15 protein-coding genes are annotated in these 12645 nt (G+C 64.3%); 1 reads left to right on the top strand and 14 read right to left on the bottom strand.

The features are described from left to right. Window positions 1-2: 2 nt before the first annotated feature. The 7 genes from L2Y97_RS20210 to L2Y97_RS20180 are packed head-to-tail and all read right to left on the bottom strand — an operon-like array spanning window position 3 to window position 6877. Window positions 3-650 (bottom strand): 2-dehydro-3-deoxy-6-phosphogalactonate aldolase, encoded by a 648-nt coding sequence (locus L2Y97_RS20210; protein ID WP_425492795.1) that lies wholly within the window; start codon window positions 648-650, stop codon window positions 3-5. After that, on the bottom strand, window positions 619-1428 hold the full coding sequence (locus L2Y97_RS20205) for an SDR family oxidoreductase (RefSeq protein ID WP_247430223.1): 810 nt from the start codon (window positions 1426-1428) through the stop codon (window positions 619-621). Before L2Y97_RS20205 ends, L2Y97_RS20210 begins: the two co-directional genes overlap by 32 nt. Beyond that, window positions 1425-2318, bottom strand: a complete 894-nt coding sequence (locus L2Y97_RS20200) for an SMP-30/gluconolactonase/LRE family protein (RefSeq protein ID WP_247430221.1) — start codon at window positions 2316-2318, stop codon at window positions 1425-1427. The genes L2Y97_RS20205 and L2Y97_RS20200 overlap by 4 nt, the downstream gene beginning before the upstream one ends. Further along, window positions 2318-3319: an L-arabinose ABC transporter permease AraH gene (gene araH / locus L2Y97_RS20195; protein WP_283248294.1), complete on the bottom strand. Its 1002-nt coding sequence runs from the start codon at window positions 3317-3319 to the stop codon at window positions 2318-2320. The genes L2Y97_RS20200 and araH overlap by 1 nt, the downstream gene beginning before the upstream one ends. 4 nt (window positions 3320-3323) lie before the next feature. Next, window positions 3324-4859, bottom strand: coding sequence for an L-arabinose ABC transporter ATP-binding protein AraG (gene araG / locus L2Y97_RS20190; RefSeq protein WP_247430219.1), 1536 nt, complete (start codon window positions 4857-4859; stop codon window positions 3324-3326). Beyond that, window positions 4859-5854 (bottom strand): arabinose ABC transporter substrate-binding protein, encoded by a 996-nt coding sequence (locus L2Y97_RS20185; protein WP_247430216.1) that lies wholly within the window; start codon window positions 5852-5854, stop codon window positions 4859-4861. Before L2Y97_RS20185 ends, araG begins: the two co-directional genes overlap by 1 nt. A 24-nt stretch (window positions 5855-5878) precedes the next feature. Continuing rightward, window positions 5879-6877, bottom strand: a complete 999-nt coding sequence (locus L2Y97_RS20180) for a 2-dehydro-3-deoxygalactonokinase (protein ID WP_247430214.1) — start codon at window positions 6875-6877, stop codon at window positions 5879-5881. Window positions 6878-6981: 104 nt separating this feature from the next. Here L2Y97_RS20180 and L2Y97_RS20175 point away from each other — a divergent pair, with 104 nt between their 5' ends. After that, on the top strand, window positions 6982-7848 hold the full coding sequence (locus L2Y97_RS20175; protein ID WP_247430212.1) for a LysR substrate-binding domain-containing protein: 867 nt from the start codon (window positions 6982-6984) through the stop codon (window positions 7846-7848). Here the strand turns inward: L2Y97_RS20175 and L2Y97_RS20170 are convergent. From L2Y97_RS20170 to rpsU, 7 genes are all read right to left on the bottom strand, one after another. Continuing rightward, on the bottom strand, window positions 7788-8387 hold the full coding sequence (locus L2Y97_RS20170) for a type II toxin-antitoxin system VapC family toxin (RefSeq protein ID WP_247430210.1): 600 nt from the start codon (window positions 8385-8387) through the stop codon (window positions 7788-7790). The genes L2Y97_RS20175 and L2Y97_RS20170 overlap by 61 nt on opposite strands. Continuing rightward, the gene (locus L2Y97_RS20165; RefSeq protein ID WP_247430208.1) at window positions 8384-8869 is read right to left on the bottom strand and encodes a hypothetical protein; all 486 of its coding nucleotides are present in this window, start codon (window positions 8867-8869) and stop codon (window positions 8384-8386) included. Before L2Y97_RS20165 ends, L2Y97_RS20170 begins: the two co-directional genes overlap by 4 nt. A gap of 75 nt (window positions 8870-8944) precedes the next feature. Further along, complete coding sequence (locus L2Y97_RS20160; RefSeq protein WP_247430207.1) at window positions 8945-9619, bottom strand: DedA family protein; 675 nt, start codon at window positions 9617-9619, stop codon at window positions 8945-8947. A 91-nt stretch (window positions 9620-9710) separates the two neighbouring features. Then, window positions 9711-11456, bottom strand: a complete 1746-nt coding sequence (dnaG, locus tag L2Y97_RS20155) for a DNA primase (protein ID WP_247430205.1) — start codon at window positions 11454-11456, stop codon at window positions 9711-9713. Window positions 11457-11508: 52 nt separating this feature from the next. Beyond that, entirely contained in the window at window positions 11509-11682 is a 174-nt protein-coding gene (locus L2Y97_RS20150) for a DUF1328 domain-containing protein (protein ID WP_247430202.1), read from the bottom strand. A 114-nt stretch (window positions 11683-11796) separates the two neighbouring features. Beyond that, on the bottom strand, window positions 11797-12240 hold the full coding sequence (locus L2Y97_RS20145) for a GatB/YqeY domain-containing protein (RefSeq protein WP_247430199.1): 444 nt from the start codon (window positions 12238-12240) through the stop codon (window positions 11797-11799). A 138-nt stretch (window positions 12241-12378) separates the two neighbouring features. Next, a complete protein-coding gene (gene rpsU, locus L2Y97_RS20140) occupies window positions 12379-12594 on the bottom strand; it encodes a 30S ribosomal protein S21 (RefSeq protein ID WP_029213735.1) in 216 nt (71 codons plus the stop codon). Window positions 12595-12645: the final 51 nt, after the last annotated feature.

Raw genomic sequence — 12645 nt, 5'->3', positions numbered from 1 at the left:
GCTTAGACCGAACGGTAGGCTTTTACAAAGGCTTCGGCGCGCTCGCGCGTCCGCGACACCGGCTGGCCTGGCTTGTACAGGTCGCTGCCGAGCCCGGCGCCGATGCAGCCCGCATCAAGGAACTGAGCCAGATTGTCAGGGGTTACGCCGCCCACCGCCAGTAGCGGAACGTCGGGCGGCAGCACCGCCCGGATCGCCTTGACGTAGGCCGGCCCATACACGTTGGCAGGGAACAGCTTCAGCGACTGTGCGCCCGCCCGCAGGGCTTCAAAGGCCTCGCTGGGTGTGGTGAAGCCGATCGAGGTGTACATATCACGCTCGCGGCCGCGGCGGATCACCTCCGGGTAGGTGTTCGGCGTCACCAGCAGGTGGCCACCCAGGTCCGCGACCCGGTCCACGTCCTCCGGCGTGAGCACCGTGCCGGCGCCGACCAGGGCCCGGTCTCCGGCCGTCTGGGCGGCCATAGGGATGCTGCGGTGCCAGTCGGGGGAGTTGAGGGGTACCTCGATGGCGTCGAAGCCGGATTCGATCAGCGCCTCGACGTGCGCGACGATATCGTCCGGCGTGATGCCGCGGAGGATGGCGATGAGCGGTAACGCGGTAGGCCAGACCATGGAATTACTCGTGGTAGAGCTGCGAACGGCCGCCATCGATGCGGATGTCGGCGGCGTTGATGTAGCGGGCTTCATCGGAGGCGAGGAATAGTGCCGTATAGGCGATCTCCTCCGGTGTACCAATGCGCTTGTTTGGCAGGATCTCGGTCTGCTTGCGGCGCTCGGCCTCTGGGTCCGCTGCAGCGGCGAAGCCAGCCTCGGCGATCGCCGTGAGGACCAGGCCCGGCGAAATCGAATTCACCCGGATGTTCTTCGCCGCATATTCGATGCCCAGTGCCTTGGTCAGGCCGATCAGGCCGTGCTTGGCGACCGGGTAGGGGAAGCAGTGCGGGATGATCTTGTGGCCGTGCACCGAGGCAATATTGATGATGCTGCCCCGGCCTAGCGAAAGCATGCCCGGCAGCACAGCCTTGGCGCAGTTCCACGCGCCTTTCAGGTCTACCTCGAAGCAACGTGTCCACTCCTCATCGCTCAGCGAGAGCGGATCGTTGAACACGTTGATGCCCGCGTTGTTCACCAGCACGTCGGCAGCACCAAAGCGCTCGTTGGCGGCATCGACCATGCGCTGGATCGCACCGGCGTCCGTCACGTCGGCCTGGAACAGCATGGCCTTGTCGGTATGGAGTTCGTCGAGGGTCTTGCGAGCCTGTGCGTTGTCTTCCAACACATTCAGCACGATCGAAGCGCCATGCGCCGCAAACAGCTTTGCGGTGGCGGCGCCGATGCCCTGCGTGGCACCGGTGACGATGGCGACCTTGCCGGCCAGGCGGGGAAGCGGGGTAGTGCGCGGATCGGGTGTCACGGGAGTGCTCATGCAGCTACCTCATCGCCATAACGTGCTTCGGGGAGGCCGTGGCCACGCGGTGGCGTGCCGATGAAGATGGCGCCGTTGCGGGGCTCCTGCTTCACCACGGCCTCATCCAGGTATTTGAACGCGGAGGTGATCACCATGCGGTCCAGGGCAGGGCCGGCGAAGGTGACGCAGCTCGGCTGGCGCGCGGGGAGCTCGATCGTGCTGTCGATGCGGCCATCCGGCGCGTAGCGCACGACGCGGGAGGCGCCCCATTCGGCATTCCAGAGGAAGCCGTCGGCATCGATCGTCGAGCCATCCGGTTCCATGCCCTTGCGCAGTTCGGTGAACACGCGGATGCGGTCGACCTCACCGCTGGCGGCATCGTAGTCGCAGGCCATGATCTGCGCCGTGGGGGAATCGGTGAAGTACATCGTCTCGCCGTCGGGGCTGAAGCAGATGCTGTTGGTGATGGCGGCCTTGGGCAGCGCCAGCCGGTGCAGTTTGCCCTCGCGCGTGTAACGCCAGAACGAGGCGACCTTTTCGGGCCCGCGCTCGTTCAGGGTGCCGAACACGAGGTTGCCCGCGCGATCGCAGCGCCCGTCGTTGGCCCGCGTACCCAGGATCTCGGGCTCGATATCCTCAAGCACGGTCAGCGTGCCGTCGCGCGTGTCGTAGCGCGCCACCTGCTTCTCCATCGCCAGCAGCAACACACCTTTCTGGTGGGTAAGGGCAAAGCAGCACACACGTGCTGGCAGCTTCTCGTCGGTCACCCGGCCCGTGGCCGGGTCGTAGGCGAATAATTGCGAGGTCGCGATATCGGTCCAGCGAACGACATTGGCCAGGTCATCCCAGATCACGCCCTCGGCATGGGCCTGGCGGTGTTCGGAAAGCGGTTTGAACGCATCGGTCATCAGCGCGATTGCCTGCGGTTCTTGAGCTGGTCCACGAGCACGGCGATAAGCAGGATCGCGCCACGCACGAGGTATTGGTAGAAAGCATCGATATTCATGAGGCTCATGGCATTTTGCACAGTGCCCATGATGAGAACGCCAACGAGCACCCCGCTGATCGTTGCACGGCCGCCCATGAGGGAGACCCCGCCCAGCACGCAGGCCGAGATCACGTTGAGCTCGAAGCCCTCGCCCGCATTGGGCTGGCCGCTGGTCATGCGGCTGGCCAGGATAATTCCGGCCAGTGCCGCGACGACACCCTGGATGAGGAAGATGGCGATGCGGACGCGATCCACGGCCACGCCGGCCAGGCGCGCCGCATCCGGGTTGCCGCCGATGGCCAGGGTGTTTCGGCCGTAAATCGTCTTGTTCAGCAGCACGCCGAACACCACGAAGCAGGCCAGCGTAATCCACACCGGTACCGGCAGCCCGAAGAGCTCCAGCGCACCCAGGGTGAAGAATGCTTCACTGGTCACGCCGACTGCCTGGCCCTGCGAGGTGATGAAAGCCAGGCCGCGCACGATCTCCATGGTGGCCAGGGTCGTGATCAGCGCGTTGATCTTGAGCTTGGCGATGACCACGCCGTTCACGGCGCCGATCAGCGCGCCGGCGACCAGGCTGGCGCCGATGCCGAGGACCACGCTGCCCGTGGCATTGGAAACGATGGCGCACATGACGCCGGCGAAGGCGACCGTGGAGCCCACCGAAAGATCGAAATCGCGCGAGGCCAGGCAGAACATCATGGTGCAGGCCACCATGCCGATCTGCGAGACGGAGAGGGCCAGGCCCACCACGTTGTCCCAGCTGAAGAAGTACTGCACCGTGAGGCTGAGCACCGCGAACAAGGCGATGAAGATCAGGATCAGGCTGTAATCGTCCACGATCTGCCAGAGCAGGGCGCGGCGGCGGTCAGCCTGCGTCTCGCGGGCAGCCCCGATGGCGGCGGCGTTGGTCTCGGTCATGGCTTCAAGCATTCCTCATGGGGGTGGCGCTGGCGCCTTCGGGTAGCGCGGCGGCGAGGACGTTCTCCTCGTTCGCTTCGCCACGGTTGAACTGGGCGGTGATGCGCCCACGGCACATGGCGATCACGCGGTCCGACACGCCGAGCACTTCAGGCAGTTCGCTCGAGATCATCACCACCGCCACGCCGCGTCCGGCCAGCTCGTAGAGCACGTTATAGATTTCATTCTTGGCACCCACGTCGATACCGCGAGTGGGTTCGTCAACGATCAACACGCGCAGGTCCTTCTCGGCCAGCCAGCGCGAAAGCACAGCCTTCTGCTGGTTGCCGCCCGAGAGAAGACGGATCTCCTGGCGGCGGTGCGGGGTACGGATACGCAGGCGCTCAATGAAGGTATCGGCGGTGCGCGCCTCGTTGCGATCGTTGACGAAAAGGCCGGCGGTAAGGTGGTTGCGCCGGGCGCTGATGTTGATGTTCTCGGAGACCGAGCGAACACCGATGATGCCCTCTTCCTTGCGGTCTTCGGGGCAGAACACCAGGCCGTTGCGGATGCTGTCGCGGATGTGCGAGGCCTTGACCGCACGGCCGTCGACGCTGACCTCGCCAGAGAGGCGGCGATCCGCACCGTACACCGCGCGCATGATTTCGGAGCGGCCGGCGCCGACCAGGCCGAAGAAGCCGACGATTTCGCCTGCCTTCACCTCGAAGCTCACCGGCTGCGGGACGGCACGGCTGCTCACGCCGCTCACGGCGAGGCGCACCGCGCCCTGCTCACGCGGCTTGTAGCCGAAGATGTCGCCGATGTCGCGGCCCACCATGCGCTGCACCAGTGCGTCGCGGGTCACGCCTTCGAGCGTGTCGTAATCGGCCACCTTGCGGCCATCGCGGAAGATCGTGGCGGCGTCGCACAGCTCGAAGATCTCGTCGAGGCGGTGCGAAATGTAGATCATTGCCTTGCCCTGCGCGCGCAGGTCGTTCACCAGGCGAAATAGCACTTCGGTTTCGCGGTGCGAGAGCGAGCTCGTGGGCTCGTCCAGCGCAAGGATCTTGGCGTCGCGCAGAATCGCCTTGACGATCTCGACCATCTGCCGCTGGCCGATCGACAGTGACTTCAGTTTCGCGCGCGGATCGAGATCGACGCCCAACGCATTGAGTTGTTCGCGTGTCCATGCCAGTGCCTTGCGCCGGTCCACCATGCCGAAGCGAGTGGGAAGGCGACCCAGCAGCAGGTTTTCCATCACCGAGAGCTCAGGAACGTACTGCAGCTCCTGGTGGATCACCGCGACGCCGGCGGCGATCGCGTCGGCGGCCTTGCGAAACTGCATGACCTCGCCGTCGATCGCGACCTCACCCTCGTCGGGGATGTACTCCCCGCCGAGGATCTTCATCATGGTGGACTTGCCTGCACCGTTCTCGCCGAGAAGGCCGTGCACGCTTCCCGCACGTACGCTGAAGCCCACGTCGCCGAGCGCGCGCACGCCGGGGAAGGTTTTCCCGATATGGCGGAATTCCAGGCGCGGCGCGTTCGTCGTCGTGCTCATCAGAGGCCCATTTCCTTGCGCACTTCGGCGGCGTTGGCCTTGGTGATCAGGCGGCCGGTGGTCAGGGTGAGGGGCGGCGGGGCCTTGTCGTTCTTGATCCACTCGTACATATCGATCGACGTTTCATAGCCATGGCGCTTCGGGCTGATCAGCACGCTGCCGAAGAAGCCCGTGGCTTCCGCCTTGGCGAACTCGTTGAGCGCCGACTTGCTGCCGCCGATACCGACGCCAATCATGTTGTCGGCGCGGAAGCCGCGGCCTTCGGCGGCGCGCACGGCGCCCAGCACGGCTTCATCATTCAGGCCGAACGCGATCCAGTGCTTGTACTTGGGGTTCTGCGTGATCGCGATGTTCGCGGCGTTGAACGCGTTCTCGGTATCGGTCTTGGCCTCGGGCGCATTCACGACGTTAGCCTTCGGAAAGCCGGCGGCCGTCAGTGCGGCGACGGCACCATCGGTACGATCCTTCGCCGTCGGCAACTGGTCGTACGAGATGCGCAGGGCGCCGGTTTCTTCCGGCTTCCAGCCACGCTTCTTCATTTCGTCGGCGATGGCCTGGCCGACCTGCTCACCAATCTTGCTGGCCGAGATGCCCATGTGCGGCACGGATTCGATCGGCTTGCCAGAACCATCGATCAGGCGATCGTCGACGGTCATGAGCTTCAGGTGGTTCATCTTCGCCTTGGCGACGATGGACGGGCCGAGCTTCACATCAGGCGTACAGATGACGAAGCCCTGGGCATGCTGCGCCTTCAGGTTGTCGATGGCCGTCAGCACCTGGCCGCCATCGGGCGCGCCGATCTTCACGAGCGTGAAGCCCTTCTCCTTGGCCGCTTGCTCGGCGTATTTCCATTCGTCCTGGAACCAGGGCTCTTCCGGCTGCTTCACGACGAAGCCGATCTTGACCGGTTCATCGGCGGCAAAGGCCGACGAGCCAGCCGCCATGGCCAGGGCCAGTGCGAGGGCTTTCACGCCCAGGGCAAACTTGATCTTCATGCGTTCCCTCCTAAATGTCGCAGGTTAGTCGAGCAGGCCGCGCCGGCGGGCGATGGCGATGGCGCCGTGTCCGGCCAGGTCGCTCTGCTCGTCGTCGCCAAGCACCGTGACGGTGCCGGAAAAGAAATCGTCGCCTTCCACAAGGCGGGCAATGGCCTCGCGCAGGATCGGCTTGCCACTGATCACAAAGCGCGTGCCCGGGCTCATCCGGATCGCGCTGGAATTCTTCAGGGTGAGCAGATCGGAACCGAGCACGGCGCCGAGCAGGAAGTTGGCACGCGCGTTCGCGTCATACACGGCGAACTGATCGAGGATGCGCACGCTGAAGCACGCGCGGCCCAGGCCAATGCGCTTGGCCGAGGCGGCGCCGGCGAGCAGCATCTCCGGATCGATGCGCTTGGCGAACCCATCCTTCAGCGAGCCGGCGAGGATGGTGTCGTGCGAAATCACATGGAGCAGTTCGCCGGCCAGCGTGGTCACGCAGCCTTCGATACGCTGTTTCGCATCGATACTGACGAACTTGGAGTGCGAGCCCGGCAACACGATGACAGTGGGCTCATGCAGGTTCAGCCGTTCGACCAGCGCGAAGGATTCGGTTTCCTCGCCGCGCATCATGTCCATGGCCTCGCAGTTATGCAGGCCAATGTGATCCACGGCATTGCGCACGCCAGGTACGAACCAGATGGGCTGGTGCCACACCGTCTCGACGAGGGATTCGCGCATGGCCCTGGCCAGGTCATCAATGCCCGCGGCGGCGGTTACGTGCGGAATTTCGCAGAGGCCGACATTCGACGTGATCATCCCGGAGGCGAGGACACGGCCAATATCGCTCTTCTCGAGCTTTGCGTCGGCCAGGGCCGCGGTGATCGTATCGCGCAGGCCTTCTTCCAGCTTTTTCGTATTACCCGTGATCGCGGTATCACGTACGCCCACCTGGGTCGCGGCCTGTCCAATGGCCTGGCCATCGCGCCACGCAGTGACGCGGGTGTTGGTGGTACCGGTGTCGATGGTGAGGGTGTTCATCGAAGATCCGTTCTCAAGGCCACCGGATTCTTGGCGTCACCTGTCGGGACAGGCAAACTAGAATTTCTTCGGGCTTTCCCCAAATTTTTCTTGATGACCTCGCGATGAAGCGTTCGCTCCCCCTCAACGCCGTGCGTGTGTTCGAGCTTGCGGCGCAGCATTTAAGCTTTACCAAGGCCGGCGAAGAACTTTCGCTAACGGCTGCTGCGGTCAGTGCCCAAGTCAAATTATTGGAGTCTTACCTCGGTATACCGCTGTTTGTGCGAAGCAACAATAAGCTCACGCTGACGGCGGCTGGGGAGAACTATTTCCCACGCATTCGGGACGTCTTTCGTGCATTGCAGCACGCGACGGACCAGGTAATGGGCCAGCGGAGTGCCTCGCTCAGGGTCGCTGTGCCCGCCACCTTTGGTACGAAATGGCTGGTGCCGAGGCTGTTTCGCTTCTTCACCAGGCACCCGGATATCGCCGTCGAGGTGGTGACCGATGGCGGTGACGCGGGCTGGGACCTGTCGATCGACGATCGGATTGGCGAGGGCATGGACCTTTTGGTGACCACCGGCTACACGCCGGTGTGCGCACCCCGCGTGGCCGAGGGCATCAGCGAACCGGCTGACTTGTTCCAGCACTTACTGCTGCATGAGCGCCCAGGCCGCCGTGCCGTGGCCATCGCCAGCTGGGACCAGTGGTTCGAAGAGGCGGGCGTGGAGCCCGGCGCCATCTCGCGCGAGATGGGTTTTGGCGACGGCACGATGATGCTGCAGGCCGCGATCGAAGGGCAGGGCGTGGCGTTGGCGCAGGACCTGCTCGTGGCGTATGACCTGGCGGCTGGGCGGCTGGCAGCGCCCGTGTCCCGCGATGTTCCCCTGCGCCACAGCTACTACCTTGCCGTCTCGCGGGAGGCGGCCTCTCAGGAAGAGACGGCTGTGTTCCGAGATTGGCTCGTGGCCGAGCTCGGCAGCCAGGGGTGAGACGCGTCGTACCAAAAGGAGTCGGGTTCTCGGACAGAACGCTTTCGTTGCATCATCGCCTCGGCTTTGTCGAGGGCAGCGATGGGGCACACAGGAATGCCAGATCTTAGGGCGGTAGCCGCGACCCCACGATCATTGGTGACGATAAGTTGGCACTCGTACGAACGCGAAATGGCTACGATTTGGCGGTCAAACTTTATCTTTTGCCAAGGTGCGTCGATGCCATCCTTCTTGTCGCCAAGAAAGGCGGCCGCTCGCTCGATCAGGTGTAGTTCCAGCGCGGCGCTGTAGTCGAAAACACCGACAGCGATCCATGACTGATCGACCAATGCGTTCATCGTGGATAAGGCGTTGGCGTCTGCTCCGACCAGGAACTCGGCGACGACTGGAGCTGGAATCACGAGCTGGCTGCGTGGGTTGGATGTGATACGCGCTATGAAGCGAGCAGCGGCAACGTGAATGCTCGCATCCACCACGCTGCCTTTCCACGCGATGAGAAAATTGGTGTCGACGAGGACGCGGTATGCTTGGTTGCTCATTTGCATCCCCTCAATTTTTTCCACGCTGCCATCGGATCATCGAGCGCATTCCAGCCGTCCGCTGCTATCGCTGTGAATTCGTCGAGGATCTGAGCGAGGGGAGTGGTTTTGAGAACGACGAACGATCGCGCGTAACAAGCCCCTTGCTTCGGAAGCCAGCCATACGGTTTCAGGCGCTGCCAATATCCATCGGCTACCACGCGCACGAGTCCATCCTGAATATGCGGTGCGATGTCACAGGCAAGCGTGGAGTCGCTTACGAGAAGTTTGAGCTCCCGGTCACGATAGTCGCGTAGGTAGAGGTGTGTGATTTCATCGCATACGACGAGTCTTGTGACCACGCCGTCGACGTCCGCAGATGTGCGAATGTCGGGCAATACTTCGTCGACATAGAGTCCTTCGGAAAGATTGGCGACCATTTGCTTATCGGTATCCGGGTTCGATTGAACGTGGCCCCGATCGTCGCCGATTACCTTGTCCATGGGACGCAGGGACTTTCTCGGCGTTGCGTAGGTCTTTGACGATTTTCGTGTAGGCGCGACGGTGCGCGGAAAAATCTAGCTGCGCTCGTCGTTGCGTAGGCGCGGCGGGATCGATTTCTGCTTGTGCTGGGCCTCGCACTCGCGCTCCGCCGCTTTGTGGCGGCGCCACCACAGGACGCCCACCACGATCACGGCACCGGCGATGGCCAGCCAGAGCCCGGCCTGGCCGCGGTGGATCCACATGGCCAGCCATTCGTGGTTATGCGCGCCCAGGTAACCCAGGTACACCCAGATCGGCACGCTGATGGCGGCGGCCATGCCATCGAGCAGAAGGAAGCGGAGGAAGCCGACGCGGTGGGTGGCGCCGGCGGTTATGAACACCGCGGTGCGCATGCCGGGCAGGAACCGGGCCACGAACATGAGCCGGTTGCCGTAGCGTTCGAACTTTTCCTGGACCTTGGCGTAGCGCTCGGGGGTGAGCAGGCGGGCGACGAAGCGCCAGCGCATGATCCGCCCGCCGAAGTGGCGGCCCAGCAGGAACATGGTGGAATCGCCCACCAGTACGCCGGCCATGCCCACGCCCACCATGGTGTGCACATCGCCATAGCCAAGCCCGGTGATGATGCCGCCGGCGACCAGGGTGATGTCTTCGGGCAGGGGCAATCCTGCGCCGCAGAGCATCAGGGCGAGGAAGACGGCGATGTAGCCGTTCCGCCCGAAGACGTCGACGAGGCTATTGAGCAGTTCCATCAGGCTTTGGCACGTCCGGCCACGGCCGGGTCCTTCGGGGTACGAAAACCGGATGATCCCATGGATCGCATGACATCGCAGGTGCAGCGCATCATTCGGCCGCCTGCTCGCCGGAAATCACGCGCGCGGCCAGCAGTACGCGCAGTTCGGCTTTCTCCGTGTCGTCCAGCACCCCGTCCCGGGCGCGGGCGATCAGGTACTCGCGGCGTTGTGTCGTGGCCTGGCGCTGCATCTGGGCCAGGGCATCGAGGAATTCCACCCGCTGCATGTCGGCCTCGCCGACCACCTCGGCCTGCATCAGCTTCTGCAGGGAGGCGTATTCGGCGCGCTCCATGAAGTGCTCGACGAGTACCGCCGGCCGGATATCGGGGCGCGATCGGACCACATCGATCAGTTCGGCCAGCAGATCCACGCCGGGGCGGTCCAGGCGCAGGAAAGGGTAGGGTGGCTCAACCTCCAGGGCCAACCCGGGCTGGGCCAGCAGGAGCGTGATCGCGCTGCGGACCAGGCTGCGCTGGACGTTGGCGGGTCGGTTGGCCGACGTGGCGCGCTGTGGGGCCGCTTCGGGCTCAAACGTGGCCCCGGCGCCCGTCCGGCGCTTCAGCTCATCGGCCATCAGGTCGCGGAAGGCGCCATCGGGCAGCTTGGCGATCAGTGGGCGTGCCCGCTCCGCCAGTCGTGCGCGGCCATCCAGGCGGGTGGTATCCACATCGCGCCCGAGTTCTTCGAAGAAGTATTCGGAGAGCGGCATGGCTTCCTTCATGCGTTTCTCGAAGCCGTCCTTGCCTTCCTTGCGCACCAGGGTGTCCGGATCCTCGCCATCAGGCAGGAAAAGGAAGTGGGCCTGGCGACCATCGCGCATGCGCGGCAGGATCGATTCCACGGCGCGCCAGGCGGCCTGGCGGCCGGCCCGGTCGCCGTCGAAGCAGAAGAAGACGTCGGGGGCGGCGCGGAACAGCACTTCCGCGTGATCCGGGGTGGTCGCGGTACCCAGGGTGGCCACCGCGATCGGCAGGCCGGCCTGGTGCAGGGCGATCACGTCCATATAGCCCTCGACCACCATGATCCGGGTGACCGTCTGGTGGGCCTGCTTCACCTGCCACAGGGCGAACAGCTCGCGGCCCTTGTGGAACAGGGGGGTCTCGGGCGAGTTGAGGTACTTCGGGCCCTGGTCGGACGACAGCACGCGCCCGCCAAAGGCGATGACGCGGCCACGGCGGTCCAGGATCGGGAACATGACCCGCTCGCGAAACCGGTCGTAGCGGTTGCCGCGCTCGTTGCTGGCGACCATGCCGGCATCGTTCAGCAGCTTGCGGCGGGCATCGCTGGTCCCGAGGGCCTTCAGCACGCCATCGAAGCCGGCTGGCGCCCAGCCGATGCGGAAGCGCTTGAGAGTTTCCTCATCCAGGCCACGCTTTTCGACGTAGGCCCTGGCCTCGTCGCTCGTGCCCAGCTCCTTTTGGTAGAAGCTCGCCGCCTCGTCCAGCAGGGTGTAGAGGTCGGTGCGGTCTTCACGGGGCTTGTCGTCCCGGCCGCCCTCGTAAGGCACCTTCATGCCGACCGACTGGGCCAGCTCCTCGATGGCGTCGGGGAACTCCAGCCGGTCGTAATCCATCAGGAAGCGGACAGCGCTGCCGTGGGCCCCACAGCCAAAGCAGTGGTAGAACTGCTTGGTGGGGCTCACATAGAACGAGGGCGAGCGCTCGTTGTGGAACGGGCAGCAGGCCGTCCACTCCCGTCCCGCCTTCTTCAGGGGCACGCGCTTCTCGATCACGTCGACGATGTCGACGCGGGTCAGGAGGTCGTCAATGAAGTTGTCTGGGATACGGCCGCGCATCAGTCGCCTAGGATGCCACGCAACCGTTTCCGCGAGGAGCTTGACGGATGCGTCAGAACGCCATTTTGAACACGCCGATGACGGCGAGGATGGCGATCACGAACAGGATCAGGAAGATGGCGAAGCAGACCTTGGCAATGGTCGCGGCAATACCCGAGACCTTGCTGAAGCCCAGGGCGCCCGTGACCAGGGCGATGAGGCCAAAAATGATGGCGTACTTAAGCATGGGGATTCCCTCCAAAAGAGCCGGAGGACGCTCCCCCTGCCGCGGCGGGAAGGATGCGGTGGGCCGTGTGGGCCGTTTGTGAAACCGTGAATCTGCCGCCGCGGCCGGTGTTTATCAGGTCAGCTTGGCTTTGACCTTGCCTGCCACGGCGCCCATGTCGGCGCGGCCGGCGGCCTTTTCCTTGACCAGGGCTACGACCTTGCCCATGTCGCGGGCCGAGGTGGCGCCGGATTCGGCCACGGCGGCATCGACCAGGGCGTCCAGCTCGGCGTCGCTGAGCTTGGTCGGCAGGTAGGCGTCGATCACGGTCATCTCGTAGCGCTCGACCGAGGCCAGGTCGTCGCGGCCGGCCTTGTCGTACTGCTCGATCGAGTCGCGGCGCTGCTTCTGCATCTTTTCGAGGACGGCCAGGACCTGCGTGTCGTCGAGCTCGATCCGTTCATCCACCTCGCGCTGCTTGATCTGGGCCTGGACCAGGCGGATGACCGCCAGCCGGTCCTTCTCGCCGCCCTTCATGGCGGCCTTCATGTCTTCGGTGATCTTGGCCTTGAGGCTCATCGTGTTTTCTCCAGAACGACGAAAAGCCGGCTCCACCTTTCGGGGGAGCCGGCTCGGGATTTCCGCCTGATTGCGGCGGCTGCGGGCGAACGCGCCAGCCGCGGGTCCAGCACCGGCCCGAAAAGGCCGGCGAGGCAATCAGTACATGCGGGTCCGGCGCGTCGTGTCGCGGGACAGACGGCGCAGGTGGCGCTTCACAGCAGCAGCGCGCTTGCGCTTACGCTCCTGGGTCGGCTTTTCGTAAAATTCGCGCTTGCGCGTTTCGGCCAGCACGCCAGCCTTTTCGCACGTACGCTTGAAGCGGCGGAGGGCAAGCTCAAACGGCTCGTTCTCGCGGACTTTAACGCTCGGCATGGAAACTCCACTTGATTAAACTGCCCGGGCTACCCGGGTGAGCCGCGGATT

Origin of the sequence: Luteibacter aegosomatissinici (assembly GCF_023078495.1) — a bacterium.
GTDB classification, from domain to species: domain Bacteria; phylum Pseudomonadota; class Gammaproteobacteria; order Xanthomonadales; family Rhodanobacteraceae; genus Luteibacter; species Luteibacter aegosomatissinici.
The sequence above is the reverse complement of the archived record's forward strand: the minus strand, read 5'-3'. Positions and strand labels throughout refer to the sequence as shown.